This is a genomic window from Halorubellus sp. JP-L1, from assembly GCF_011440375.1.
Classification (GTDB): domain Archaea; phylum Halobacteriota; class Halobacteria; order Halobacteriales; family Natrialbaceae; genus Halorubellus.
In genome coordinates this window covers 996,315-1,022,464 of sequence record NZ_JAAOIR010000002.1, presented here as the reverse complement: position 1 = coordinate 1,022,464, position 26,150 = coordinate 996,315, and the positions used below count along the sequence as shown (strand labels likewise).

The window sequence follows — 26,150 nt, the reverse complement described above, 5'->3', positions numbered from 1 at the left end:
CTCCCGTGGCGGCCAGTTGACACGGTAACGTGGAATCGCCCGCCTCCGACGCCTAGTAGACGCGGGGTGATGTATTATGACTGGAGGGGCAAATATAAGGTATTTCGTTGCCTAGGCGGGGGCATGGAAACGCGCAAAGTGCAGCGGCTCGGGCCGTCGACGCTGGCGATGACGCTCCCCGCGGAGTGGGCGAGCGAGCACGACGTCGAGAAGGGCGACGAGGTGTCGCTCCGCATGGGCGGGAAGGGCACGCTGACGGTGATGCCGGAGTCCGCGAACAGCGAGGAGACGGAGGCGGTCATCCACGCGGGCGACCTGGACGCGGACGCCGTCGAGCGCGCGATCGTCGCGCAGTACGTGCTCGGGCGGCGCGTCATCCGCATCGAGAACGAGGACGGCGCGCTCGACTCCGAGCAGATCAATGCCGTCTATCGCGCCGAGACCCAGCTGATGGGCCTGGGCGTCATCGAGGAGACGCCCGAGAGCATCGCCATCCGGTGCTCGGTCGACCCGGAGGACTTCACGCTCGACAACCTCCTGGAGCGCCTCGAGTCGACGGGGTCGACGATGCGCGGCGAGGCCGTGAAGGCGCTCGCGCACGGCAACCCGGACCTCGCACAGCGCGCGCTGAACCGCGAGCGGCAGGCGAACAAGATCTTCGTCCTGATGCTGCGGCTCATCTTCACGGCGTACCAGAACCCGAACCTCGCTCGCGCGGTCGGGCTCGCGGACGGGTTCCCGCTCATCGGCTACCGCTCGATCGCGAAGAACCTCGAGTTGACGGCTGATAACGCCGAGGACATCGCGGACATCGTCCTGGAGGCGGAGGGCCACACGCTGAACGTCGACCAGGGGACGATGCGGCGCATCCGCGAGTTCACCGAGCAAGTAGACGAACTGACGGCGCTCGCCGTCGAGTCCGCGGTGACGCGGGACTACCAGAAGACGATCGCGGCCCGCGAGCTCTTCCACGAGATCGGCGACCGCGAGCGCGAGATCCTCGACGACCTCCCGGAGATGGACAACGAGGACCTCCTGCAGGTCCGCGAGGTACTCGTCTCGCTCCAGCAGACCGCGCAGTACGCGATGCGGAACGCGGAGATCGCGGTGAACCTCGCGCTGAACGAGGAGTCCGACCACACGACGATCAACTGACGGCGGAATCGTCGACCGACGACGACGTCCGTTCCCGACCGCGTCGTCGACACCGGACGCCGACGGCGGGTCAGTCGTCGGCGACCACCTCTTCTGGCTGCGAGCCGTCGTCGGTTGCGTCCTCCGACGGTCCGCCGTTCGTCGCGTCCGATTCTCCAGCGGCCGACTGTGGCGCGTTCGCCGACTGCGCGGCGTTCGTCTTCTCCGCGCGCAGTGGGCTCCGGTTCGCGATCTCGCAGTCGAACGCGGGGTGTTCCGCGAAGTGCCTGACGAGCATGTGTCGACGCGACCCGGTGATGCCGGTCCGGGAGACGTCGTCGGCGTCGAACGCGTCGGGCAGTCGCTCGTAGAGGCGGTCGAGTGCGTCGAAGTCCTGGAACACCTTCGCGTTCCCGGACGAGTCCGCGCCGCGGCGGCGGACCTCGTAGCTCCCGTCCTCGCGGTGGCGGCCGGCGGTCCGGAAGAACTCGCGGTCGGAAACGACGGCGTCGGCCAGGCGCTCCTTGAGTGCGACGGCGTCGGCTCTGGTCAGTTCCACGCAGGCGTCGTCGACGTCGATCTGGATGCGCTCGCTCGATTCGTCGGTACTGACCTCGGGCTTACCCGAGAAGAACTCGATCCGGAGAGTGAGTACTCCGTTCCATACCGCGACCGAGCGCGCCCAGGGTAAAAACCCTTCCGGCGCGCGGGGCTACCATCCCGACGCGTTGGCCTACGCGACCGTCTCCGGATGGACGCGACCGGGAGCGACGTGCGGGATGATGCCACCGTCGTCTGTCGTCGTCGTCCCGTCTCCACCCTCGGATGTGGTGTCGTCACCGTCCTCGCTCGTGGTGTCGTCGGACTCGGTCGTCGTGTCGTCACCATCTGCGGTGGTGCCGTCGTCGCCCTCGGAGGTGGTGCCGTCGCCGCCGTCGGAGCTGGTTCCGTCGGAGGTGCTGTCGTCGTCGCTGCCGCCGTCGGTCTCGTTCCCGGCCGTGGCGTCCTCGGTCGAGGATTCGTCCTTCGTCCCGAAGATGTCGGTCTCGATGGTCTCGCGGTGCGTCGCGTCCTCGAGCGGGATGACGATCTCGGTCCCGGCGACGTCGAGCGTCGCGCCGAAGTCGATGACGACGTCAGTCACCTGGTCGCGCTCGACGTGGGTCACCCACCACTCGTCGAGGTTGTCGTTCTGGATGTGCGTCACCGTCCGCACGCGCGTCAGCGAGTTCGGCGCGAGCACCTTCTCTTCGGTGTTCTCGCCCGCGCCGACGCGCACGTCGTTCATGTCGATCGTGTAGTTCAGCTTCGAGACGGGGATCGCGTAGTCCTTCGGGTTGTAGATGTAGAAGTCGACGACGATACCCGTGCGCTCGTCGGTGACCTCGCCCCACTGCGCGCGCGTCTCGTTCACGTACAGGAGCGGGTCGCTCACGAGCGGGCTACTCGAGTTCACGGGCCGTGTCTCCGTGGAGTTGAACGACGACAGCATGTCCGTCTCGATCGTGCGCGTCCGCTCGACCGGGACGGACTGCCCGAGCAGCTCGGAGTCGACGGTCGCGTTCACGTTCACGGCCGTCTGCTCGTCGCGCTGGACGTGACTCACCCACCACGCCGGGATGCGGTCGTTGTCGAGGGTCGTCTCCAGTTCGATCGTCGAGTTCCCGGGCGCCATCTCGACCGAGCCCGTCGACCCGTTCGCCATCCGGACGTCGTTCATCGCGATCGCGTACTCGCCGGACACGCCGAGGAACCCCGCGCCGATCGGGTTCGGGTTCGACACCTGGATGTCCGACGCGATCGTCGTCGTCGAGTCGTCGACGCCCGCGAACTCGTTCTGGAAGCTCGTCACGCTCGGGACGCCGACCGCGCCCGCCGCGAACGCGACCGCTGCCACGACGACCAGCGAGAGCACGACGGTTCCGACGACCCGTGGGATACTGCCCAGGAACAGCGATTGGAGCGTCGCGGCGAGCGACGAGCCCGTTCCACCTTCGCCTGCTGCGTCTGCACCCATCTTGCCCGCGACTCTCCCGGCGAGTCTTAAAGGTCTTGTCGCAAGAGAATTTGGTCGACGCGCTCGCGGCCGCCGTCGACGCGCTCGGACCCGACGTCGACGCCGTCGAGCGACGCGGAGACGGTGGTACTAAGTCGGGTCGGTGGATACGGGCGAGTATGACTGCTACGGACACCGGTGGGTCGGACAAGGGACTCGGGTTATCGATGCTCTTCGGCGCCCTCGCCGTCCTCGGCGCGATCGCCGCCGCCGGCGCCGGGTTCGCCGCGACCGCGTCGCTCCGCGGTGGCCTGGATCTGCCCGAGGCGACGACGCACGCGATGGAGGTCAACGCCGCCGTCGGGTTCGGGCTCGCGATGGCGTTCGGCGTCATGGCCGTCGTCGCCGTCCAGTGGTACGACGCCTGAACGACCGGGAAACCGTTAATACTCTGAGTCACGTAGTCGGATTCGTACGATGAGTGAGTATTCGGACGAGGAACAGCGCATCATGGCGTACCTACGCGACAGCGTCTCGCGCGGACAGCAGTACTTCCGCTCGAAGAACATCGCGGATGCGCTGGGGCTCTCTTCGAAACAGGTCGGGGTTCGACTGCCGAACCTGGACGAGAAGTCCGAGGAGGTCGACATCGAGAAGTGGGGACGTGCTCGCTCGACGACCTGGAAGGTAACGGTGAGCTAGTTCTATCGATGACTGTGACCGTCGAGCGGACGTTCGCGTTCGCCGCACCACCCGAGGACGTGTGGGCGTTCATCTCCGACCCGCGCTGTCGCGCGGAGGCGATCAGCGTCGTCGAGGACTACGACATCGACCCGGACGGCGACGGTGATAGGGCGACGTGGCACGTCGGCCTCCCGATTCCCGTGATCGATCGGACGACGGCCGTGGAGACCCGGGACGTCGAGCGCCGCGAGGGCGAGTACGTGAAGTTCGTCGGTCGGTCGAAGGTGATGCGCGTCGTCGGCGAGCACGAGGTGGTGCCGACCGAGGACGGCTGCGAGCTCGTCAATCGGTTCCGCGTCGAGGGGAAACTCCCGGGCGTCGAGCGGTACTTCAGGAAGAACCTCGACGACGAACTGGACAACCTCGAGGCGGCGTTGCGTGCCGACCTGGGGCTCCCGGCATGACCGCGAACCACGTCGACGCTGGCGACGGTCTTCGAGTGGCGCTCGTGCAGTTCTCTCCAGATGCCGGGAACGTCGAGGACAACGTCGAGCGGGCGCTCTCGGAACTGGAAGCGGCTGCGGACGCGGGCGCGGACCTCGTCGCGTTCCCCGAGCTGTTCGACGTCGGGTACTTCGCGTTCGACTCGTACGCTCGCCAGGCCGAGGGGCTCGGGGGGCCGCGACTGGCGGCGTTCGCGGACGCTGCGCGCGAAAACGACGTGTGGGTGCTCGCGGGGACGGTCGTGGAGGACCTTGCTTCGACGGCGGCGTCTTCCGTGGACGTGCCGACGCCGGCCGACGAGGGACTCGCGAACACCGCGGTCGTGTTCTCGCCGCGCGGCGATCGAGAGCTCGTCTACCGGAAGCATCACCTGTTCGGGTACGACTCCGCGGAGGCGGAACTCCTGGTGGCCGGGGAGCGCCGGCCGACGGTCGACGTCGCGGGGTTCACGCTCGCGGTATCGACGTGCTACGACCTGCGGTTCCCGGAGCTGTACCGCGAGTACCTGGACGCGGGCGCGGACCTGGTGCTGGTGCCGTCCGCGTGGCCGTACCCGCGCGTCGAGCACTGGAAGACGCTCCCGTCGACGCGCGCGGTCGAGAACTTGAGTTACGTCGCGACGATCAACGGCGCGGGCACGGTCGGCGGCACGGACCTCGTCGGTCGGTCGACCGCGTACGACCCGTGGGGGACGCCGGTCGCGACGACAGACGACCGGGAGACGACGGTGTTCGCCGACCTCGACCCGGAGCGAGTTCGCTCCGTGCGTGCGGAGTTCCCGGCGCTCGAGGATCGACGGCTCTAGGTGGGTTCCGCGTGGGCTCGGTACGCCCCACGAATCGTGTCAGACTCACCCACGGCTCGCCGGCGCGAACGCTCACGTGGAACCGACCATTTATATGTGAGGCGGCGATAGGATTGGTTGCCGGAAGAAGACGCTTTTCACGTCTGACCGGCACACAACGCCCGTCGCACCTACGCCCGCGCCCAACGCGGCACCTCGGGGCTACCCGGGAGCCTAATCGAGGTGTCGCATCTCTCGTCCTCACGCCCTCGAGCACTGCGAATTCGACGTATCGCGACCGTAAGCGTCCGCGACCGCCGCCGGCCCGATTCCGATCACCTCCAACACCGCTATCCGTCGCCGAGACAGTCGTCCGGCTCTCGACCGTTCCGGTGTTGCCGATCCTCCTGCCAGAACACCGACGCGGCTGGCGCGTTCTCGCGCGGTCAGACGACGACGAGCAGGAGGCCGCTCGCTGCGACGACGCCGAGGACGACCGCGACGAGCGTGCCGAGCTCGCGCGTGCCGAGGACCCACGCGAGGGCGGCCTTCACGGCGGTGTTCGCGATCGCCGCGATCACGATGCCGGTGGTGGCGACCTCCGTCGACACCGCGCCCTCGGCGGCGAGCGTGCTGAGCGTGAGCGTCATCGCGTCGACGTCCGCGAGCCCGGAGAGGAACGCCGTCGCGTACAGGCCCGTGCTCCCGAAGAGTTCGTTCGCGGACTCCGAGACGAGGAGGACGACCGCGAAGATGACGCCGAACGCGAGCGCCGGCCGGAGCCGGAACGGGTTCTTCAGGTCGTCGGGTTCGACGTCGCTCTCGGAGGCGGTCCGCCAGTAGAGGACGCCAGCGGCGATCACGCCGACGACGGTCATCACGCCGAGCGGGACTGCCACGCTCGGCAGGAGCGCGGGGTTGACGACGGCGACCTCGATGAGTGCCCGCGGGAACATCACGATCGAAGCGGTGACGACCGCGAACGCGCAGACGTGATAGAGCGTCTCGTTCTGCGTCGTCTTCTCGGCCATCGAGACGGTCGTCGCCGTGGAGGAGACGAACCCGCCGACGAGTCCGGTGAGTGCGATTCCGCGTTCGGCGCCGAGGACCTGACCGAGGACGTACGCGACGAACCCGAGTCCGGTGACGAAGACGACCATCAGCCACACGAACCGTGGGTTCAGGCCGTAGAGCGCGTCGAGCGATCGGTCGGGGAGGGCGGGGAGGACGACGAGCACGACGAGCACGAACTTCGCGGTCGCCCGCCGTTCGGTCTCGTCGACGCGGTCGACGAACTCGTGGATGGGGTCCTTCGCCGAGAGGAGCACCGTCGTCGCGCCGCCGACGACGACCGCGACGACGACGCCGTTCTCGGAGTGCATCGTCAACGCACCCAGGAGGACGACGAGGAGTGCCGCGACGAGCGTCGTCAGTCCGATGTCGTGCTCGAACCAGACCTTCGCGACGTACGCGACCGAGAGCGGGACCACCAGGGCGGCGACCGAGAGCGCGAATCCGGCCGGATAGAATCCCGCGACGAGCGCGCCGTAGAGCGCGAACAGGGGGAACGTCCTGCTGCCGGCGAACGACCCGCCGGACTCGGCTCGCTCGCGCTCCAGGCCGAGCAGCGCTCCCAGCCCGAACGCGACGAGCAGCCGCAGGATCACCTCGGACAGGGGCGCGGTTGCGGGATCGACCATCGACTCGACGTTCAGGTCGACGTCTCGTCAAACCACGGGGTGGATGTCGTTCAGCGACAGCGACGAGCGTCGGGCATCGCGAGCCGATGGTCCCCACTGGTCTCCCGGAGCGACGTATCGCGGTCGAAGAACAGCAATCGAGAGCGAACTGCAGGACGCGACGACGCCTCAGTCGTCGTCGGTCTTGATGTCCGCTGAGAGGCCCTGTGCCATCTCGATGTCCTTGGAGTTGTTGAGCGTCCACGCGGTCCGCTCGGTGACGGCCTCGATCGCCTCGCGTGCGCTCGGTGCGCCCTTCCCAGACTTCTTCACGCCGCCGAAGGGCAGCTGGACTTCCGCGCCGATGCAGGGGAGGTTCCCGTACGCGAGGCCGACCTCGGCCTTGTCGCGGTAGTAGTTCACCTGGCGGTAGTCCTCGCTGATGACCGCGCCGGCGAGCCCGTACGGGACGTCGTTGTGGATGTCGACGGCGTCCTCGATGTCACCGCTGTACTTCACGAGCGCGACGTGCGGCCCGAAGCACTCCTCCTTGAGACTGCGGAGATCGGTGTCGTACTCCATCTCGTACACGAACGGTCCGACCCAGTGCCCGTCCTCGTGGCCGTCGGGGATCTCGTCGTCGTCGAGCTCGAAGCGGTCGACGAGGACGTTCGCGCCCTCCTTGCGCGCCATCTCGTTGTGGCGCTGGATCTTCTCGACGTGCCCTTCCTCGATCGCGGGCCCCATGAACGTGTCAGCGTCGAGCGGGTCGCCGACCGCGATGTTCTCGGCGATCTCGACGTAGCGCTCCTTGAACTCGTCGTAGACGTCCTCGTGGACGATCAGGCGTTCGCTGGAGACGCAGCGCTGCCCGGTCGTCTTGAAGCTGGACATGACCGCGGAGTGCACGGCGATGTCGAGGTCCGCTTCCTCCGTGATGACGATGCCGTTCTTCCCGCCCATCTCGCAGGCGGCGTTCTTCCCGGGCTCGCCGCCGACCTTGCTCGCGACCTCGTGCCCGACCTCGGCGCTGCCCGTGAACAGCACGGTGTCGGTGACGTCGTTCTCGACGATCTCCGCGCCGGCGTCGCCGAAGCCCTGCACCATGTTGAACACGCCGTCGGGGATGCCGGCGTCCTCCAGCATCTCGGCGATGATCTGCCCGCACCAAGGCGTCTGCTCGGCGGGCTTCCAGACGACGACGTTCCCCTCGACGAGCGCGATCGCCATGTGCCAGAACGGGATCGCGACCGGGAAGTTCCACGGCGTGATGCAGCCGACGACGCCGTTGGGCTTCCGACGCATGTACGCGTCCTTGCTGGCGATCTCGCTCGGGACGATGTCGCCGTGGGGGTGGCGGGCGTTCCCGGCCGCCCACTCGACCATGTGCCACGCCTCGGTCACGTCCGCTTTCCCCTCGCTGATCTCCTTCCCGCACTCCTTCGTGACGACCTCGCCGAGTTCCTGGTGTCGGTCCTTGAGCTCGTGGTAGACGTCCCAGAGGTACTCGGCGCGGTCGATGTGCGAGAGGCTCCGCCACTCCTCGAAGGAGTCCTCCGCGGCGTCGAGCGCACGCTGTACGTCCGTCGGTGTGCCGCGTCGGAACTCGCCGAGGGTCTCGCCGGTCGCGGGGTTCTCGGACGTGAACGTCTCGTCGCCGGAGCCGTCCGTCCATTCGCCGTCGATGTAGTGCTGGAACGTATCGCTCATCGTGTTCGGCAAAAATTACTCGTAGCCACATGAAAAAGGCACCCCTTCCACCGGGCGGTTCTCGGCAATTCTTACCGGCAAATCGTGTGGGGGTGGTCACCGACGACGGGCGGACGATTCCGGTGACTACGTCGCGACGCGCTCGATCTCGCCCTTGAGTGCGTTGCCGTCGAAATCGTGGTCGGGGCGGAGCGCGACGAAGTCGAGGAAGTCCCGCGCGGCGAGCACGTCCGCGACCGGGTACGCCTCGCGAGCGGCGGCGACCGCCTCTCGAGCGCCGATGCGCTGGGCGAGTTCCGCGAGGGCGCACGCCAGGTCGTAGGATCGCGCACCCGCGAACCCCTCCTCGCGGACGGTCGTCGCGTCGATGACGTACAGCTCGTCGTCGTACACGAGGAGGTTCTCGCCCCGGAGGTCGCCGTGCGCGAGCCCCTCGTCGTGCATCGTCGAGAGCACGTCGAACAGCTCGCTCGCGTGCGACTCGACCTCGGCGTCCGCGAGGTCGTCGAACGTCCTGAAGTCCGGGAGGTACTCGAGGACGAGTACGCCCAGCCCCTCGACCTCGAAGGCGTCCACGGGTCGGGGGGCGTTCAGGCCGATCGCACGCATCCGGGTCGCGGCCTCGAACTCGCGCTCGGCGAGCGCCAGCGGCGTTCCGACGTGATCGAAGAACCCCTCGGTGCCCGAGGAGAACGCACCGAGGTTCCGGCCGGCGGTGAACACCGCGTGCACGACCGAGTTCTGCGGGGTGACGACCTTCACGAACCACTCGTCGTCGACGATCATCGGCGTCGACAGCCAGTTGTCGGCGTCGAGGAACTCGACGCGCACCGCGGTCCGGCCGTTGCGCTCGGCGACGGTTCTCGCGACGGCCTCGAGGCGCGTCCAGTCGACGGTCCCCCGTAGCAACTCCCGGATGGCCACGCCTCACAACTCCGTTCCCGGCCCCCAAAACTCTCCCGCTCGAGACGGTCGGCGGTGAACCGTCGCGAGCCTCGGTGTGCGCCGCTCGAGCCACGAACGCCCCATCGACCGCTGGACGCGTCGAGGTGACTGCGTCACAGGACGCGACGCCGCCGTGCCCGAGAATCGGTCACGGTGTAGAAGCCTTTATTTTCGGTCTCTGCAAGTTTCGCATATGGACTTCGAGCTGCCGGACGAGCACCGGATGATCCAGGAGGAGGTGCGTCGGTTCTGCGACGAGGAGATCGAACCGATCGCCCAGGAGATCGAGGACGAGCACCGGTTCCCCGAGGAGATCTTCGACGAACTCGGGAAGCTCGACGTGATGGGCGTCCCGATCAGCGAAGCGTACGGTGGTCTCGGCGGCGACACGCTCATGTACGCGGTCGTCGCGGAGGAGCTCGGGCGCGTCTCCGGGTCCGTGGCGCTCTCGTACGTCGCTCACACGTCGCTAGCCTCGAAGCCCCTGGAGCTGTTCGGGACCGACGAGCAGAAGGCGGAGTGGCTGGAGCCGCTCGCCTCCGGCGACGAGATGGGTGCGTGGGCGCTCACGGAACCCGGGAGCGGGAGCGACGCGAGCGACATGGACACGACCGCGGAGAGGGACGGCGACGAGTACGTGCTCAACGGCACGAAGCAGTTCATCACGAACGCGAACGTCGCGAACAGCGTGCTCGTGAAGGCCGTCACCGAGCCGGGCGCTGGCTACGACGGCATCTCGACGTTCATCGTCGACCCCGCGAACGACGACGGCTTCGAGGTCTCGACGGTCTGGGACAAGATGGGACTGAACGCGTCGCCGACGTGCGAGATCCAGCTCGACGACGTCCGCGTCCCCGAGGACCGATTGCTCGGCGAAGAGGGCGAGGGCTGGGAGCAGACGAAGAAGACCCTCGACGGCGGCCGCATCTCGATCGCCGCGATCTCGACGGGGCTCGCCCAGGGCGCGTACGAGGCTGCGAAATCCTACTCGAAGGAGCGCGAGCAGTTCGGGCAGCCCATCTCGAAGTTCGACGCGATCCGCGACAAGGTCGTCCACATGGAGCGCCAGGTCGAGCGCGCGCGCCTGCTGACGCACAAGTCGGCGTGGCAGTACGACCAGGGTCAGTCGGTGACGAAGTCGAGTTCGCTCGCGAAGCTCGACGCGAGCGAGGCGGCGCGGAAGGTCGCCGAGGAGGCCGTGCAGGTCCTGGGCGGCTACGGGTACACGGAGGACTTCTCGCCGCAGCGGTTCATGCGGGACGCGAAGCTCATGGAGATCGGCGAGGGCACCAGCGAGATCCAGCACCTCGTCATCGGTCGCGAACTCGGGCTGTAGGTCGAGACGCCGCGGTCGTGGGCGCCCCGTCCGTCAGAACGAGGACAGTCAGAATCCGCGTCGTTCGTCGTCGCGTCCGAACCGATCGCGTGCCGCTTGCGCGTTCGCGACCGTCACGAGGACGATGCCGGCGAGCGCCGCGATGCCACCGGCGAGTCCGACGACCTCGTAGCCGTTCCGGTACAGCCACGGCATCACGAGGAATGCGTACGCGAGCACGGCGACCGTGAACGCTCGCTTGTGTTCCTGCAGGACGACCGTGATCTCGTCGACGAGCGCCGGGTCCCGGGGTTCGGGTTCTGGGCGGGCGTTCGCGGCCGCCTCCTCGGCGCTGGGAGGCGGTCCGCCATCGTCCTCGCCCCCGGAGCCACCCCAGGACGCCCCGAGGTCACGTTCGGCGTCGTCGTCTGCTCCGTCCGCTGGCATACCTCACGGTCACGACCGAACACGGATAAATCCACGCGCACCGCCCCCGCCGAGCGTCGAACGTGGCCGCGTACTGTCGTCCAAACACCGCGTCCAAGAGAGAGAGCTGTCAGTCGATCGGTCAGGGCCAGTTGCCCGCGTCCTCGTAGGCCGAGACGACGCGTCGGATCGCGTTCACGTAGCACGCCGTCCGGAGGTTCGGCGTGTCGAAGGACTCGTACGCGTCGGTCATCCGATCGAACGCGTCGACGATGATGGCTTCGAGTTCCTCGTTCACGCGCCCCTCGGTCCAGTAGAAGCGCTGGCGGTTCTGGACCCACTCGAAGTACGACACCGTCACGCCGCCGGCGTTCGCGAGGATGTCCGGAACGACCGTGACGTCGCGCTCGGTCAGGACGTCGTCGGCGTCCGGCGTCAGCGGGCCGTTCGCGGCCTCGACGATGACGTCGGCGTTGACGTCGCGAGCGAGCGCCTCGTCGATCGCGTTCTCGAGGGCCGCGGGCACGAGCAGGTCGACGTCCATCGTGAGGAGGTCCTCGTTCGAGACTTCCTCGTCGGCGCCCTCGTAGCCGGAGACCGAACCGGTCTCGCGCTTGAAGTCCTTGACGGCGACCGGGTCGAACCCGTCGGCGTTGTGGATGGCGCCCGAGGAGTCGGAGACGGCGACGACGTCCGCGCCGAGGTCGTCGATGAGGTTCGCGGCGATCCAGCCCGCGTTCCCGTAGCCCTGCACGGCGACCGTGGCGTCCGAGATGTCCTTGCCGAGGTAGTCGAAGACCTCGCGTGCGGCGAGCATCGTGGAGCGACCCGTCGCCTCGACGCGGCCCTCGCTCCCGCCGGAGTCGATCGCCTTCCCGGTGACGACGCCCGGCTCGGTCACGTTCTCGAGGGTCTCGTACGTGTCCTTGATCCAGTTCATCTCGCGCTGGCCAGTGTTGACGTCGGGCGCGGGGATGTCCTTGTCCTCGCCGACGAACGGCCGGAGTTCCTTCGCGAACGATCGCGTGACGCGCTCGATCTCGCCCGCGGAGTACTCGCTCGGGTCGATGACGATGCCGCCCTTCCCGCCGCCGTAGGGGATGCCGACGGTCGCGCACTTGTACACCATCCACCCCGAGAGCGCCTTCACCTCGTCGCGTGTGACGCCCGGGTGGTAGCGGATGCCGCCCTTGTAGGGGCCGCGGTCGCCGTTGAACTGCGATCGGAAGGCCTTGAAGCGCCCGGTCGTCCCGTCGTCCATGTCGATCGTGAGGTTCGTCTCCAGCACGCGCTCGGGGTGCTTGAGTCGGTCGACGACGTCGGCGTCCACGTCGATGTACGCCGCCGCGTCGTCGATCTGCTCCTGCAGACTCTCGAAGGGATTCGCTTCCTGGGACATCACTTCGAAAATCTCGCAGCCGCGGGTTAAGCGTGGCGGACTTTTAGGAATCAGTACGGCATATATGCAATTAAGGTTCCTTATATTCAGGGCGGTCGGTCGCTGCGTCGGCCCGGTCGAGGACGCGTTCGGCCTGCGCGATCAGGGGGGCGTCGATCATCTCGCCGTCGACCTGGAAGACGCCGCGACCGTCGGCGTCGGCCTCGGCTTTGGCTTCCATCACGCGCTCCGCCCAGTCGACGGTCTCGGGATCTGGCGCGAACGCGTCGTTGATGGGGTCGACCTGCGACGGATGGATCGCCATCTTGCCGTCGTACCCCAGTTGGATGGCGAACGCGGTCGCGTCGCGGAGGCCGTCGGTGTCCGAGAAGTCGGTGTAGACGGTGTCGATGGCGTCGACGTCGGCGTTCGCGCCGGCGAGCACGACGTGCTCGCGAGCGTACAGAACCTCCGTGCCCTCGTCGGTGCGGGTCGCGCCGACGTCCGCGGACAGGTCCTCCGCGCCGAACACGAGCGCGTCGGTCGCGGCCGCGGACGCGACGGACTCGGCGTGGAGGACGCCGGCGGCGCTCTCGACGAGCGCGAGCACCGGCGGGGTGTCGCGTGGGTACAGGGAGTCGAACGCGCGGACGTCGTCGCCGCTCGCGCACTTCGGGAGCATGAACGCGTCCAGCCGCAGGTCGTCGAGGTCGTCGGCGAGCGCGTCGACGTCCGCGACCGCGGTCGCCGCCGTCTCGGACGCGTTCAAGTCGGTCGCGTCCGTCGCGTCCGTCGCCCCATCGTCGATCGGGTTGACGCGCACGCACACTTCGCAGTCGGGGTCGAACTCGGGATCGCCGAGGACGTCGACGACGGCCTCGCGCGCCTCGGCTTTCCGCGACGGTGCGACCGCGTCTTCGAGGTCGAAGACGACGACGTCAGCGCCGGTCGCGGGCGCCTTCCGCATCAGTTCCGGTCGGTCGCCGGGCGAGAACAGGACGCTTCTGCGTGCCATGGCTGCCACTCCGACGGCCCGGACCGTAAGACCCGCGGGACGATTGCGTGACCTGGCGCGAACGCCCGAGTTCCCTCGGGCGAGTGTTTGACGTCCATCAGCCGAGCGCCGCGAGCAAATAGATATATCCGGCCGTCGCCGGAATGGTCGGTCGATGCTCGATAGCTCCCGGCGGGAGGTCCTCGTCAGCGCCGTCATCAATTCGGTCCCGGACTTCGCGTCGGGTGCGGCGGTCGCGATCGTCGCCCGCCTGACGGGAATCGAAGCGCTCGAAGAGGACGACGAGAGCGAGACGAGCGACGAGACCGACGAGAGCGAGACGAGCGACGAGACCGACGAGACTGGTTCGAGCGACGTAACCGACGAGACCGACGAGACCGACGAGACCGACGAGACTGGTTCGAGCGACGTAACCGACGAGACCGACGAGATCGATTCGAGCGACGACTGACCGGGGTCTTGCTCTCGGCGTCAGGGCCAGAGGCCGCGGGCCTCGTGCGCGTCGGCGACCCTGGAGAGTGCGACGACGTACGCGGCGTCGCGCCACGTGCAGTCGCGGTCCTCGACCTCTTCGCGGACGGCGTCCCACGCCTTCAGCATCTCCGCTTCGAGTTCCTCGTGGACGCGTTCGAGGCTCCACTTCCGTCGGTTGATGTCCTGGAGCCACTCGAAGTACGACACCGTCACGCCGCCGGCGTTCGCGAGGATGTCGGGGACGACGTGGATGCCGCGCTCTTCGAGGATGCGGTCGGCGGCGCTCGTCGTCGGGCCGTTCGCGCCCTCGACGACGATGTCGGCCTGGACGTCGTTCACGTTGTCGGCGGTGATGACGTTCCCGACGGCGGCGGGGATGAGGACGTCGACGTCGAGCTCGAGCAGGTCGGCGTTGTTCATGCGCTGGGCGTCGTCGTAGCCCGAGACCATGCCGGGGCGTTCGTCGTGGTCCTCGACGTCGCGCGTGTCGAGACCGTCGGGGTCGTAGATGGCGCCGTCGACGTCGCTGACGGCGACGACGTCCGCGCCGCGGTCGTCGAGGTAGCGCGCGGCGTTCGCGCCGACGCTACCGAACCCCTGGACGGCGACGGTGACGTCCTCGAGGTCGTAGTCGTAGTACTCGATCGCTTCCTTCGCGACGATGCCGACGGAGCGACCCGGGGCCTTCTCGCGGCCGTAGCTCCCGCCGACGACGGGCGGTTTCCCGGTGACGACGCCGGGCGTCGTCTCGCCCTCCTGCATCGAGTACGCGTCCATGAACCACGCCATCTCCTGCGGGCCCGTGCCCATGTCGGGCGCGGGGATGTCGTGGTTCGGGCCGATGGAGTCCCGGAGTTCCTCCGCGAACCGTCGCGTGAGCCGCTCGACTTCGTCCTCACTGAGGTCCTTCGGGTCGACGACGACGCCGCCCTTCGCGCCGCCGAACGGGAGGTCCATGACGGCGCACTTCCAGGTCATCCACATCGCGAGCCCGATGCACTCGTCCTCGCCGACCTCGGGGTGGAAGCGCAGGCCGCCCTTGAACGGGCCGCGGACGCTGTCGTGCTGGGCGCGATAGCCCGTGTAGACCTCCCAGGAGCCGTCGTCGCGTTCGAGCGGGACGCTCACGCGCTGGACGCGGTCGGGGTGTTCGAGTCGCTCGATGACGCCGCCGTCCACGTCGAGGTGGCTGGCGGCGCGCGCGAGCTGGCGGCGGGCTGTTTCGAGCGCGGTCTCTTCGTCGGTGTCGTCGGAGTCAGTAGGTTTTGCTGTGGCCATGAAGGTACCTCCGGCACGCGGTCGAAGCGGCCGGTGCGACCGCAGCGTGGCTGTGAGAGACGGTGTCACACCGGGTGCCGAGAACTGCCGGCGGTCGATGTCTCGCGACGACGACGCCGGTCATCGACGACCAGTTGCCCGCTCTCGTTTAAAACCGTTCTGATAAGCGTTCGGTTCGTGCCAGTATCTGCGAACGGTACCAGTCGCTGGTCCCTCTTCGAGCAAACGAGACCCCCATTCGGGAGCACGTGGCCACGATGCGGTCCGAAACTCGTCGGATGCGATTACCCTCGAGAGGTCCTATCAAGTCACGTGCCACGACGCGTCCCACTGAACGAACTCGACGCGATGCTCGAAGCGCTCGATTACCCGGTCACGCCAGCGGAGGCCGCGGCGGCGTGCAGCGACGTCACGCTCGAACTCGCCGACGGCGAGGAACCGTTCGCGGACGTCGTCACCGGATCCTCGGCCGACGCCTTCGAGAGTCCCGACGAGCTCGCGAGCGAGGTCATGTCCCTCCTCCCGCGGGAGGCCGTCGGCGAGCCCTACCAGTCCGAGGGCGAGGGCTGACCGAGCGCTCCCCCGGGCGCGAGCGTCGCCGGTGCGGCCGACTACCCCCTGAACGTCGTCCCGGACTCGTACGCCAGCGGCAGGAGTGCGACGACGACGGCCAGCGCGTAGCACGCGACGACGACCGCGAAGATCAGGGTCCCGGAGACGCCCGGAATCGAGGCGGCGTCCGCCAGCGGACGACCCGGCTGGTAGACGGTCACGCGAACGATCCACGAGACCAGCAGGAGCGCGCCGAGACCGAGGTAGACGCGACGGAGCCGGTGCGCCACCGCCTGCCAGAACGACATCGTGTACGCCGGTTCGGCCAGCATCTCGCGCATCGTCTCTTCCCAGTCGCCGTCGCCGGACGAGTCGTCGGCGAAGAGCGCGTAGAAGACGGTCTCCTGGAGCGCGCGGACCCGCGTTCGCCAGACGTCGTACTCGCGGAACCGGTGCGCTTCGACGAGGAGGAACGTCGCCGTCGCGAACATCCCGATCAGGAGGACGTAGTGCGGGTTGTCCGGGTTGGAGAACACCCACGTGAGGATGGCGACGGCGACGACGACCCCCCAGTTCGTCGTCTGGTCGAGTCGCGCCCGCCACGTCGCCGCCCGGTCCATCTCGCCCCTGTAGAGGTCGCCGACGAGCGACGCCACCGTCGACGGGTCGTCCCCGAGGCCGCTCAGGAGGTCGTCGACGGGCACGTCCGTCGCGTCGGCGGACTCGTCGCCGGACTCGGTCGCCGCGGCTCGCCCGTCGTCGCTCACGGCCAACCACCTCCGCGAACGCGACCGGCTGAAATCGCGTGCATCTACCTGATCCTCGACGTCAGCACGAACACGAGCAGGGCGAGGAGCACCGACCCCGCGAGCGACTCCATCGCGGCGACGGCGCGCGTGATCGACCCGATGGGCTGGACGTCGCCGTAGCCGAGCGTCGCGAACGTGATCGCACTGAAGTAGAGGCTCTTCAGGAACACGAACACCATCCACGTCGGCGGTGCCGAAGTCGGATCCGACACCGTGTACGTGATCGGCCGTCCGTCGCCCGTCTCGACGAGACCGCCGGTCAGGGGGAACACCATCGCGGACCCGACGATGACGACGACGGACGTCGCGACGAGCCGCCACGGACTGATACCGTACCGCATGACGAGCCTGGAGCCCTCGAGTCGCAGGACGGAGAGGACGTCGCGGGCGCGCCACGCGGCGCGACGACGTAGGTCCATCTCGCGGAGGAAGTACTCGAGGAGGCGACTGTGGTTGGCGTTGTCCTCGAAGACGCGCTGGATCTCGCGGTACGTCCAGACGGCCGACTCCGTGTTCCGCTCGAACCCGCCGGGCGAGGCGTCGCGCTCGGCGTCGGTCTCGTAGACGACGGTTCGCCCGAACTCGGTGCCCTCGTTCACCCTCGCGTCGGACAGGACGGCGCGGTAGAGGCGGGCCCCTTCGAACGCGGCATCCCGAACGTCCGCGTAGACGAACAGCGCGTCCTCGACGTTCGCGTCGACGAACGTCGCGCCGTGGAGGTCCGCGTCTCGAAAGTCCGCCCGTCGAAGGTCCGCGTCGTCGAAGCAGGCACCGGGGAGCGCCGCGTCGGTGAAGTCCGCGCCGACGAGGCTACAGTCGGCGAACCACCGGACGTCCGGGAGCGAGACGCCACGGAGGATGGCGCCGTCGAGCCGTTCGCCCCGCACCGGGTGCGCCTCGGCGAACGCGGCCGGTGTCTTGTCGGTCGCGTTCGCGTGCCAGATGCATCGCTCGTGGTCCGCCCAGACCGGCCGCCAGCAACTCGCTGCCCCCGGCCCCGAGACGGCGCTGACGTCGTACTCGTAGCCACAGCGCGTTCGCGGAGCGTCCATGGCTACCGGTTTCCCGCCGCGTCGGTTCGCTCTATGGCGTGCACTCGCAAGCACGGGACCGAAGCACGGCCACGGCGTAGTTCCGCCCTCGGAGGACTCACACGTGAGCGTCGACCCGCTGCTCGTCGGCATCGCGGCGGTCGTCGCCCTCGGCGTCGGCGCACAGATCCTCGCGACCCGCTTTCGCATCCCGAGCGTGCTCTTCCTCGTCGTCGCCGGCGTCGTCGTCGGTCCGGCCGGCCTCGGCCTGGTCCCGCGGGACGCCGTTGCAGACGCGGTGCCGTCGCTCATCGGCGCGGGCGTCGCCATCGTCATCTTCCAGGACGGGTTCGCGCTCGACGTCGACTCGATGCGGTCGGTCCGCCGAGAGACGCTCGCGCTGGTCACGGTCGGCGCGGCGGTGACGATGCTCGGGACGGCGATCGCAGTGCGGTACGCGCTCGACGCCTCGTGGGGCGTCTCCCTCCTCGTCGGCGCGCTCCTCGTCGCGACCGGACCGACCGTCCTCGTGCCGATACTCAACGCGGTCGACGCACCCGAGCGAGTGTCGACGATCCTGCGGACGGAGGGGCTCCTGAACGACATCACGAGCGCGGTCGTCGCCGTCGCCGTCTTCGAGGCGGTCACGCTCCAGGAGACGAACGTCGAGGCATTCCTCGTCGAGGTGCTCACCAGACTCGGTATCGGCGTCGCCGTCGGCGGCGTGGTCGCCATCGCGACGTGGTTCGTCCTCAACCGCGTCGACCTCTCCGCCGGGTACGCGGTCCAGAACACGCGCTTGCTCGTGTTCGCCACCGCCATCGTCGCGTACGTCGTCGCCGAGGTCGGGAGCGGCGAAGCCGGCATCGCCGCCGCCGCGACCGCCGGCCTCGTCCTCGGGAACGTCCACGTGCCCTACCGGGAGTCAGTCGACGAGTTCGAGGACGACCTGTCGCTGCTCGTCCTCTCCATCCTCTTCGTCGTCCTCACCACGCTCGTCGAGGTCGAGGGCCTCCTGGGGCTCGGCGTCGGCGGACTCGTCGTCGTCGCAGCCGTCGTCCTCGTCGTCCGCCCGCTCGCGGTGCTGGCGTCGACGTGGACCGGGCAGTTCTCGCTCCGCGAGCGCGTGTTCATGAGCGCCATCGCGCCGCGGGGCGTGCTCACCGCGGGCCTCGCGACGCTGTTCGCCGTCGACCTCCGAGAGTCGAACCCGGAGGCCGCGGCGACCATCCTCGGGACGGTGTTCCTCGTCATCCTCGCCACGTCCGCGCTCGAAGGCGGCGTCGCTCGCCACGTCGCGCGAGCGCTCGACGTCGAGTCCGTTCCGGTGGTCGTCGTCGGCGCCGGCCGCTACGGCCGCCTGCTCGCACGACAGTACGAGGCCGGCGGGACACGCGTCGAACTCGTCGATCCCGACGAGGAACGAATCGAGCGCGGACGCGAGGAGGGGTTCGTCGTGCACGCGGGCGACGGTACGGACACGGACTTCCTCCGGTCCATCGGTGCCGCCGACGCGGGCCTCGTGGTCGCGGCGACGGACGACGACGCCGTCAACCGGGCGGTCGCCCGAATCGTCGCCGACGGTTTCGGGGCGAGCGCGGCGGCGAGGGCGAACGACCCGACCGCTCGCCGCCATCTCGAGGACGCCGGCGCACAGGTGCTCCCCGCGTCGCTCCCCGATGGAGCGTCGGCGGACGTCGAACGCGACGAGGGGTGGATCATGGTGCCCTCTGCCGTCGGCGCGATACGCGAGGTCCCCGTCAGGGACGCCGAGTGGACTGGGCTGACCGTCGGGGACGTGGAGGCGTCCCTCCCGCCGAGCTGCTTCGCGACCACCGTCCGCCGCGACGACGACAGCGTCGTCGCCACGACGGACGTGACGCTCGCCGACGGCGACGTGCTCGTCGTCGTCGGCCGACCGCAGGCGCTCGCAGAACTCGTCGACGTGGGCCCGGACCCCGTCGCGGGCACCGGCTCGACGGGGAGCGAACGCGACGACCACTCGACCTGACCTCGAGCGGGTCTCCCGCGGGACGCCCGAGCCAGCGCCGGAGACCGAACCGTTCTTGCGGGTCGTGGACGCCAGTTCTCGCATGCCCGGTCTGTACTACGAGGAGTTCGAGGAAGGTCAGACGATCGAACACCGCCGTCGACGCACGGTCTCCGAGAGCGACAACCAGCGGTTCTGCGACATGACGATGAACCAGCAGCCGCTGCACCTCGACGAGGACTTCACCGCCGACACCCAGTTCGGGCAGCGCCTCGTCAACGGCCTCTACACCATGTCGCTCGCGGTCGGCATCACCATCCCGGAGACGACCGACGGCACCATCGTCGCAAACCTCTCCTACGACGACGTCGAGCACCCGAACCCCGTGTTCCACGGGGACACCATCCGCGTGCAGTCGACGGTCACCGACAAGCGCGAGACGAGCTCCGGCGAGCGCGGTCTCGTGACGATGCGCGTCGAGGCATTCGTCGTCGACGCGGACGACGACCGACTCGAGAGCGGTGACGACGACGAAGCGGACGACGCCGACGACGACGAGGAACTCCTCGTCTGCGAGTTCGAGCGAACCGTCCTCTCCCTGAAGCGCGAGCGCGCGGAGTGATGGCGCGGCCGGACCGGCTAGACGCCGTCCGCGAGCGCGCCGGCGCGCTCGCGGGCCGCGCACCCCCTTCGACGACGCTCGCGCGCTGGGCGCTCGGCGCGACCCTCGTCGCCGCGGGCGTCCACAAGCTCCTCGACCCGACGGGGTGGACCGTCTACGTCACCGACTGGCTCGCGCCGTGGCTCGTCGTCTCGCCGACGACGTTCATGCTCGCGAACGGGCCGCTCGAGATAGCGTTCGGTGCGGCGCTCCTCGCGAACCGCTACGTCGCGTTCGCGGCGTTCGTCGCCGCCGTCTCCCTCGCCGCGACCACCGGCTACCTCGCGATCGTGTGGGCGACGACCGGCGCGTTCGGCGACGTCGTCGCGCGCGACGTCGGACTGACCGGGCTCGCGGTCGCCGTACTCGTCGACGAGATGCGCTGACCTCCAACGAGATGCGCTGAACCCCAGAAGCGTCCGCGTGCGAGCAGTGCAGGCAGTCGCGTGGTCAGCCCGTCGTGGTGTCCGTGCCGTCCTCGGACGACACGGTCGTACTCGTCGCCTTCGTGCCGGTCCCCGTCCCCTCGCTTTCGTAGGTGACCGTGACCTCGTTCGACACCGGCTTGATGTTGTACGACGACCCCTGTCCGCGCTTGACGGGCGTGAAGTCGGCCGTGAACGACGTCGTCTCGTCCGCGCGGATCTCGAACTCCTTGTTCATCTTCAGGCCGTTGCTCGGAACCTTCACTTCGGCGTCGCCGCCGCCGTCCGCGAGCGTCGCGTCGACGTCGTCGCTCACGGCGACGCGCAGCCACTCGTAGTCCTCGGCGTCGAGCTCGGCTTCGCTCACGAGCTGGGACTTCTCGTTCTTCACCTCCGTCAGGTCGACCTCGGCGTCGTCGACCTCGATGGTCTCGGGTTCCTTGGCGTCCTCGGCCGCGGACATGACGTCGATCGCGGTGACGGTGACGACGCAGGACTCGAAGTCCGCGATGTCGCCGGGGTCGTCGCTCACGTGCGTCGCGAGCGTCCCCGTGGAGCCGTCGCCCGTGAGACTGCCGAGGCAGCCGCTGATCGCCGCGAGTGTCGATGCCGTCGCCGTCCCGAGTAGCGTGCGTCGTTGCATGGACCCACACTCGGGTCGTACCACGGAAAGGGGAGTTGCCTAGTGGTTGAACGTCCAACGGTAACCGAGTGGTCGCGACGCGGTCAGGAAGACGCGCTCGAAGCGCGCCGCGAGACGAGGAAGCCGTACGCGGCATCCGCCCGCGTCAGAGGACGGTGCCGTGGTTCGGACCGACTCTTTAGAGGACGGTGCCGTGTTTCTTGTCCGGGAGGTCCTTGTCGACGGTCTCGTAGAACGCGAACCGGTTCTCGAGCTCCTCGCGGAGGGTGCTCGGCGGCACGATCTCGTCGATCACGACCTCGCTCGCCATCCGATGGACGTCGATGTCCTCGCGGTACTCCTCGCGGAGTTCCGCCTCGCGCTCGGCGCGCTCCTCGGGGTCGTCGATGTCGTTCAGCTTGTTCGCGTACACCGCGTTGATCGCGGCCTCGGGGCCCATGATCCCGATCTCCCCGCTCGGGAGTGCGATCGTGGAGTCCGGGTCGTACGCCGGCCCGCTCATCGCGTAGATGCCCGCGCCGTAGGCCTTCCGCACGACCACGCACTGCTTGGGCACCGTCGCACTGCTCGTCGCGTAGATCATCTTCTTGCCCTTCTCGAGGATCGCGTCCTTCTCGACGCCCGACCCCGCCATGAACCCCGGCGTGTCCGCGAGGTACAGGAGTGGGACGTTGAACGCGTCGGACTTCCATATGAACTCCGCGGCCTTCTCCGCGGCGTCCGGGAAGATCGCGCCGGCGCGCGCCGCCGGGTTGTTCGCGACGATCCCGACCGGCCGGCCGTCGATGTGCGCGTACCCCGTCACGATCTCCTCGCCGTAGTCGGGGCGGAGCTCGAAGAACGAATCCGCGTCCACCACGCGCTCGATCAACTCGCGGATGTCGTACCCGCGGTTGGGCTCCTGCGGGATGACCGAGTCGATGCCCTCCGGGGACTTCTTCGGCGGCTTCGGGTCCGCACGCGGCGGATCTTCGTCGCTGTTGTTCGGGAGGTAGGTTACGAGTTGGGAGACGAGTTCGCGCGCGTGCTCCTCGTCCTCCGCGACGAGGTCGGCGCTCCCGGACTCCTCCGCGTGCATGCGCGCACCGCCGAGGTCCTGCATCGAGATGTCCTCGCCGGTCACCATCTTCACCATCCGCGGGCTCGCGATCGCCATCGCGCTCATCCCCTCGACCATGATCGTGAAGTCCGCGAACACGGGCGTGTACGCCGCTCCCGCGATACAGGGGCCGTAGAGCACGCAGATCTGTGGGACGCGCCCGGAGAGCATCGAGTGATTGTAGTAGTACTTCCCGATGCCTTCGCGGTTCGCGAAGAACCCCGACTGCTGGTCGATGCGACCCCCCGAGGAGTCCATCAGGTACAGCACGGGTTTGGCGGTCTTCAGCGCGCGCTGTTGCATCCGGAGGAACTTCTCGACGCCCTTGCCCGCCATCGACCCCGCCTTCACGGTGAAGTCGTTCGCCATGAAGTGCACGTCGCGGCCCTCGAAGTCGGCCGCGCCCGTGATGAGGCCGTCCGCGGGAATCCGGTCGTCGGCGTCGAACTCCGCGAACTTCCCGTCCTCGAACAGCATCCCGTCCTCGCCGAACCAGTGCTCGATGCGATCGCGGACGAACAGCTTCCCCTGCTCGGAGAGGCGCTCCTTGTACTTCTCGGGGCCGCCCTCGAGGATCTCCTCGATCTCCGTCCACAAAGCGTCCTCGCGCTCGGTCGGGCCGAGTTCGTCCTCGACGGCGGCTGCGACCTCGCCGACGTCCGCGGGCGTCTCATCGACCGCGCCCTCCGGTGCCTCCTCGACCGCGGCGGGTTCGTCGGCGTCCCCGACGAACACTTCCACGTCGTCACCGAAGCGCTCGGCGAGCGCCCCGGCGATCGCCGAAGCCTCGTCCGCGCTCGCCCCGTCGCTGATTCGAACCTTCATGGGGTTTCCTGCACGCGGCGCCGAGAGAAAGGTTTCCCTTTCGGTCGCGGCGACGTTCGCCGACCCCAATATCGAGGAGAGGCGATACCCGGCCGGCTGAGGCGGGGAGCGGGCGTCCTGAACCACGGGACGCGAGCGAGAACCGGGAGCCAGGTGGCGAGTGAAAGGACTTTGCCGCCAAGTGGTGGCGCTACAGGTGGCCGTATCGGAGTTCGCGCCGCAGGCGCTTCGCCGCGGTGACGAGCGCGATGGTGCCGGCGCCGACTGCGGCGAGGACCGCGACCGAGAGCACCATGCCGAACGCGGCGTAGTGGAATGCGCCCGCTCCGAGCAGCGGGATGGCCCCTGCGAGCGCGAGCAAAGCGGCCTCGAAGGCGAGGAATCTGACCGCCCACGGGTACCTGACGAGCAGCGTGCCGAGCGTCTCGCGGTCGAGCGAGAACTCGAAGGAGTCCGTCGAACGTTCGTGTTCGTGGATCTGTGTCATCGTCCAACGGGACGTGGTGACGCCAGCCGGGTATGAAACCGGCCAAGGCTTTGCTCCGTGAAGTCACGGGACCGGGTCGTCGCGCCATCGACAAAGATTGCCGCCGTTCGTCGGAGCGAACGAGTCGATCTCGTTCGCGATCGCGTTCTCGATCCGTGAAACTCCCCGCCTGAGGGCAGAGACGGCGACGTACTTTGGTCGAAGCCTTTTCGGGAGGGAGCGATTGTCTCCCGACCGTGACCGGGGAGTGGGACGCCGAGACGCTGTTCGACGTGTTCGAGCGCAGGACCGCCCGCAAGATACTGGCGTTGACGTCCGTCGAGCCGATGTCCGCCCAGGAACTGGCCGAACGCACGGCCGAGTCCGAGCCCACGGTCTATCGGCGGCTCGACGCGCTCGAGGAGCACGACCTCGTCGAGGAGCGCACGCACGTGGACGCCGACGGGAACCACTACAGCGAGTACGAGACGAACCTCGAGGAGATCTGCTTCCAGCTGGAGGACGGCGGGTTCACGATAGACGTCACGTATCGCACGGAACTCGTCGACTGACGGTCGAGCGTCTCGACGCTCAGTCGAGTGCGTCCTCGAGACGGCCGACGAGCGACTCGTTCCCCACGTGGAGGGGAACGCGCTGGTGGACGTCGTCGGTCGGTTCGACCGAGAGCAGCGACTGCGTGCCGTCGCTCGACGCGCCGCCCGCGCACTCGACGATGTACCCGATCGGGTTCCCCTCGAACTGGAGGCGGAGTTTCCCGTTCGGCGCCGAGTCGAGCGCGGGGTACGCGAACACGCCGCCGTACTCCAGTACCTGGTTCACGTCGGCGATCATCGCACCGCCGTACCTGAGCTTCAGTTCCTGCTCGACCTCGCGCGCGTACGTCTCGAAGTCCGCGGGCCAGTCGGGGACGCGACCGCCGAATCCGTACACGACGGGGTCCTCGGGCAGCGTCACGTCCGCCTCGGTCTCGCGCAGTTCGCCGTCGACGACCTCGTACTCGGTGACGGTGCCGTCCCGGGCCACCGTCATCGACGTGATCGGGCCGTACAGTACGAACGCGGCCGCGACGAGGTCCTCCCCTCGCGCGGGGAGGTCGGCGTCGTACACCGCGACGATGGTCCCCATCGCGTTGTTCGACTTCAGGTTCGACGAGCCGTCGAGCGGGTCGACCGCGACCGACAGGCCCTCGCCGACGTCGACGACGCCGTCGCGTTCCTCGCTCGCGTACTCGCCGACGCCGTCGATGTCCCCGAGGCGCTCCTCGAAGAGTTCGTCGGCGTGCACGTCCGCGGCGAGCTGGCGTTCGCCGCTCGCGTTCGCGGTCTCCCGGTAGCTCCGACGGCCGACGAGGCCGCTACGGACGTCCGGCGCGGTCTCGGCGACGGTCTCGACGACTTCGTCGACGGTGGCTTCCAGACTCGCCGGCATCTACTGGACGGCGTCGAGCGCGCTCTCGGCGGACTGTTCCTCGTAGATGACCTTCTCGAGCGCGTCGAGGATCTGGACGGGGTTGTCCCGCTGGAAGACGTTCCGGCCGACCGCGAGCCCCTTCCCCCCGGCGCCGATGCACTCCTCGACCTGCTTGAGGAAGTCGTAGTCGTCGCTCTTGGAGCCGCCGGACATGATGACCTTCGTCTTCCCCGCGGCGTCGACCGCCCATTCCATCGCTTCGGGCGACCCGGGGTACTTGACCTTCGCGACGTCCGCGCCGAGTTCGAGCGCGAGTCGCGCGGCGTACGCGATCGTGTCCGGGTCCCGGTCGCTCCGGAGACCCTGCCCTCGCGGGTACGACCACATCACCATCGGGAGGTCGTGAGCGCGAGCGCGCTCCTGGGCGCGCCGGAACTCCTCGGCCATCTCGATCTCCTCGTTCGACCCGCCGTAGAGCGTGAACCCGACGGCGTCGGCGTCGAGTTCCTCGGCGGCGTAGTCCACCGAGCAGTTGACGGCGGAGTCGGGTTCGCCCCGCCAGAGGTTCGACGTACCGTTGAGCTTCGCGAGGAGGTTCACGTCGTCGGCGTAGCTCGGGTGGTACGCCTCGGCGACGCCCTTCTGGACGGCCATCGCGGTGACGGCGTCGTGCGTGCCGACGTCGAACACCGTCTCGGGGTCGATGGTCTCGGGGACGGGCTCGAAGTCGACGGGGCCGTGTTCGAGGCCGTGGTCCATCGCGAGGATGAGTATCTTGCCGTCGCGAACGAGTGGCGTGTCGTCGATGGGTCGCATACGTTTCAGGTTCCGCGAAGCACCCATATATCTCCTGTGGATGCTGAATCCGGTATCGGCCGCATACCCGCTCTATGGAG

At 68.4% G+C, this 26,150-nt stretch carries 27 protein-coding genes and 1 pseudogene; 12 read left to right on the top strand and 16 right to left on the bottom strand.

The genetic code is table 11. From position 1 onward, the window contains the following. Window positions 1-123 precede the first annotated feature (123 nt). Entirely contained in the window at window positions 124-1,155 is a 1,032-nt protein-coding gene (locus tag G9C85_RS13695; protein WP_166040865.1) for a phosphate uptake regulator PhoU, read from the top strand. Window positions 1,156-1,345: 190 nt separating this feature from the next. On the opposite strand, the pseudogene G9C85_RS13690 reads toward G9C85_RS13695, so the two are convergent. Beyond that, window positions 1,346-1,687: pseudogene (locus tag G9C85_RS13690) on the bottom strand (hypothetical protein); the annotation flags it as partial. A gap of 180 nt (window positions 1,688-1,867) precedes the next feature. After that, window positions 1,868-3,151 (bottom strand): LEA type 2 family protein, encoded by a 1,284-nt coding sequence (locus G9C85_RS13685; RefSeq protein ID WP_166040863.1) that lies wholly within the window; start codon window positions 3,149-3,151, stop codon window positions 1,868-1,870. Window positions 3,152-3,309: 158 nt separating this feature from the next. On the opposite strand from G9C85_RS13685, the gene G9C85_RS13680 reads away from it, so the two are divergent. The 4 genes from G9C85_RS13680 to G9C85_RS13665 are packed head-to-tail and all read left to right on the top strand — an operon-like array spanning window position 3,310 to window position 5,123. After that, the gene (locus G9C85_RS13680; protein ID WP_166040861.1) at window positions 3,310-3,558 is read left to right on the top strand and encodes a hypothetical protein; all 249 of its coding nucleotides are present in this window, start codon (window positions 3,310-3,312) and stop codon (window positions 3,556-3,558) included. Between the two features lie 49 nt (window positions 3,559-3,607). After that, a complete protein-coding gene (locus tag G9C85_RS13675) occupies window positions 3,608-3,832 on the top strand; it encodes a hypothetical protein (protein ID WP_166040859.1) in 225 nt (74 codons plus the stop codon). Window positions 3,833-3,840: 8 nt separating this feature from the next. Further along, a complete protein-coding gene (locus tag G9C85_RS13670) occupies window positions 3,841-4,278 on the top strand; it encodes an SRPBCC family protein (protein WP_166040857.1) in 438 nt (145 codons plus the stop codon). Then, window positions 4,275-5,123, top strand: a complete 849-nt coding sequence (locus tag G9C85_RS13665; protein WP_166040855.1) for a carbon-nitrogen family hydrolase — start codon at window positions 4,275-4,277, stop codon at window positions 5,121-5,123. Before G9C85_RS13670 ends, G9C85_RS13665 begins: the two co-directional genes overlap by 4 nt. 425 nt (window positions 5,124-5,548) lie before the next feature. Here the strand turns inward: G9C85_RS13665 and G9C85_RS13660 are convergent, their stop codons facing one another. The 3 genes from G9C85_RS13660 to G9C85_RS13650 all read right to left on the bottom strand — a co-directional run bounded on the left by G9C85_RS13660 (window position 5,549) and on the right by G9C85_RS13650 (window position 9,415). Further along, window positions 5,549-6,802: an MgtC/SapB family protein gene (locus tag G9C85_RS13660; protein ID WP_166040853.1), complete on the bottom strand. Its 1,254-nt coding sequence runs from the start codon at window positions 6,800-6,802 to the stop codon at window positions 5,549-5,551. Between the two features lie 168 nt (window positions 6,803-6,970). Beyond that, a complete protein-coding gene (locus tag G9C85_RS13655; protein ID WP_166040851.1) occupies window positions 6,971-8,491 on the bottom strand; it encodes an aldehyde dehydrogenase family protein in 1,521 nt (506 codons plus the stop codon). 126 nt (window positions 8,492-8,617) lie between these two features. Continuing rightward, window positions 8,618-9,415, bottom strand: a complete 798-nt coding sequence (locus tag G9C85_RS13650) for an RIO1 family regulatory kinase/ATPase (protein ID WP_166040849.1) — start codon at window positions 9,413-9,415, stop codon at window positions 8,618-8,620. 214 nt (window positions 9,416-9,629) lie between these two features. On the opposite strand from G9C85_RS13650, the gene G9C85_RS13645 reads away from it, so the two are divergent. Beyond that, window positions 9,630-10,772, top strand: a complete 1,143-nt coding sequence (locus G9C85_RS13645) for an acyl-CoA dehydrogenase family protein (RefSeq protein WP_166040847.1) — start codon at window positions 9,630-9,632, stop codon at window positions 10,770-10,772. 48 nt (window positions 10,773-10,820) lie between these two features. Here the strand turns inward: G9C85_RS13645 and G9C85_RS13640 are convergent, their stop codons facing one another. From G9C85_RS13640 to G9C85_RS13630, 3 genes are all read right to left on the bottom strand, one after another. Then, on the bottom strand, window positions 10,821-11,198 hold the full coding sequence (locus tag G9C85_RS13640) for a hypothetical protein (RefSeq protein ID WP_166040845.1): 378 nt from the start codon (window positions 11,196-11,198) through the stop codon (window positions 10,821-10,823). 121 nt (window positions 11,199-11,319) lie between these two features. Continuing rightward, window positions 11,320-12,576, bottom strand: a complete 1,257-nt coding sequence (locus tag G9C85_RS13635) for a Glu/Leu/Phe/Val dehydrogenase (protein WP_166040843.1) — start codon at window positions 12,574-12,576, stop codon at window positions 11,320-11,322. Window positions 12,577-12,646: 70 nt separating this feature from the next. Continuing rightward, on the bottom strand, window positions 12,647-13,570 hold the full coding sequence (locus tag G9C85_RS13630) for a CoA ester lyase (protein ID WP_166040840.1): 924 nt from the start codon (window positions 13,568-13,570) through the stop codon (window positions 12,647-12,649). 154 nt (window positions 13,571-13,724) lie between these two features. Here G9C85_RS13630 and G9C85_RS13625 point away from each other — a divergent pair, with 154 nt between their 5' ends. Then, the gene (locus tag G9C85_RS13625; RefSeq protein WP_166040837.1) at window positions 13,725-14,021 is read left to right on the top strand and encodes a hypothetical protein; all 297 of its coding nucleotides are present in this window, start codon (window positions 13,725-13,727) and stop codon (window positions 14,019-14,021) included. Window positions 14,022-14,041: 20 nt separating this feature from the next. Here the strand turns inward: G9C85_RS13625 and gdhB are convergent, their stop codons facing one another. Then, window positions 14,042-15,322, bottom strand: a complete 1,281-nt coding sequence (gene gdhB / locus G9C85_RS13620) for a glutamate dehydrogenase GdhB (protein ID WP_166040835.1) — start codon at window positions 15,320-15,322, stop codon at window positions 14,042-14,044. A 312-nt stretch (window positions 15,323-15,634) separates the two neighbouring features. Here gdhB and G9C85_RS13615 point away from each other — a divergent pair, with 312 nt between their 5' ends. Continuing rightward, window positions 15,635-15,892, top strand: a complete 258-nt coding sequence (locus tag G9C85_RS13615; protein WP_166040833.1) for a hypothetical protein — start codon at window positions 15,635-15,637, stop codon at window positions 15,890-15,892. A 41-nt stretch (window positions 15,893-15,933) separates the two neighbouring features. On the opposite strand, the gene G9C85_RS13610 is transcribed toward G9C85_RS13615, so the two are convergent. Further along, window positions 15,934-16,641: a DUF2270 domain-containing protein gene (locus G9C85_RS13610; protein WP_166040832.1), complete on the bottom strand. Its 708-nt coding sequence runs from the start codon at window positions 16,639-16,641 to the stop codon at window positions 15,934-15,936. Between the two features lie 44 nt (window positions 16,642-16,685). Continuing rightward, on the bottom strand, window positions 16,686-17,735 hold the full coding sequence (locus G9C85_RS13605) for a pentapeptide repeat-containing protein (protein WP_166040830.1): 1,050 nt from the start codon (window positions 17,733-17,735) through the stop codon (window positions 16,686-16,688). Window positions 17,736-17,838: 103 nt separating this feature from the next. On the opposite strand from G9C85_RS13605, the gene G9C85_RS13600 reads away from it, so the two are divergent. From G9C85_RS13600 to G9C85_RS13590, 3 genes are read left to right on the top strand one after another with little or no spacing between them, the layout of a single operon-like run. After that, window positions 17,839-19,725, top strand: a complete 1,887-nt coding sequence (locus tag G9C85_RS13600; protein WP_166040828.1) for a cation:proton antiporter — start codon at window positions 17,839-17,841, stop codon at window positions 19,723-19,725. A gap of 55 nt (window positions 19,726-19,780) precedes the next feature. Next, window positions 19,781-20,326 (top strand): MaoC family dehydratase, encoded by a 546-nt coding sequence (locus G9C85_RS13595; protein ID WP_369680816.1) that lies wholly within the window; start codon window positions 19,781-19,783, stop codon window positions 20,324-20,326. Next, on the top strand, window positions 20,326-20,751 hold the full coding sequence (locus G9C85_RS13590; RefSeq protein ID WP_166040824.1) for a DoxX family membrane protein: 426 nt from the start codon (window positions 20,326-20,328) through the stop codon (window positions 20,749-20,751). The genes G9C85_RS13595 and G9C85_RS13590 overlap by 1 nt, the downstream gene beginning before the upstream one ends. Before the next feature lie 64 nt (window positions 20,752-20,815). Here the strand turns inward: G9C85_RS13590 and G9C85_RS13585 are convergent, their stop codons facing one another. The 3 genes from G9C85_RS13585 to G9C85_RS13575 form a co-directional block, all read right to left on the bottom strand. Next, a complete protein-coding gene (locus G9C85_RS13585; protein ID WP_166040822.1) occupies window positions 20,816-21,433 on the bottom strand; it encodes a DUF4382 domain-containing protein in 618 nt (205 codons plus the stop codon). A gap of 178 nt (window positions 21,434-21,611) precedes the next feature. Continuing rightward, on the bottom strand, window positions 21,612-23,357 hold the full coding sequence (locus G9C85_RS13580) for an acyl-CoA carboxylase subunit beta (protein WP_166040820.1): 1,746 nt from the start codon (window positions 23,355-23,357) through the stop codon (window positions 21,612-21,614). A gap of 190 nt (window positions 23,358-23,547) precedes the next feature. Further along, window positions 23,548-23,844, bottom strand: coding sequence for a hypothetical protein (locus G9C85_RS13575; protein WP_166040818.1), 297 nt, complete (start codon window positions 23,842-23,844; stop codon window positions 23,548-23,550). A 236-nt stretch (window positions 23,845-24,080) separates the two neighbouring features. On the opposite strand from G9C85_RS13575, the gene G9C85_RS13570 reads away from it, so the two are divergent. After that, window positions 24,081-24,395, top strand: coding sequence for a winged helix-turn-helix domain-containing protein (locus tag G9C85_RS13570; RefSeq protein ID WP_166040817.1), 315 nt, complete (start codon window positions 24,081-24,083; stop codon window positions 24,393-24,395). 19 nt (window positions 24,396-24,414) lie between these two features. On the opposite strand, the gene G9C85_RS13565 is transcribed toward G9C85_RS13570, so the two are convergent. Together G9C85_RS13565 and G9C85_RS13560 are read right to left on the bottom strand one after the other, a co-directional pair. After that, a complete protein-coding gene (locus G9C85_RS13565; protein WP_166040815.1) occupies window positions 24,415-25,272 on the bottom strand; it encodes a class 1 fructose-bisphosphatase in 858 nt (285 codons plus the stop codon). Then, window positions 25,273-26,070, bottom strand: a complete 798-nt coding sequence (locus G9C85_RS13560; RefSeq protein WP_166040813.1) for a class I fructose-bisphosphate aldolase — start codon at window positions 26,068-26,070, stop codon at window positions 25,273-25,275. Window positions 26,071-26,150: the final 80 nt, after the last annotated feature.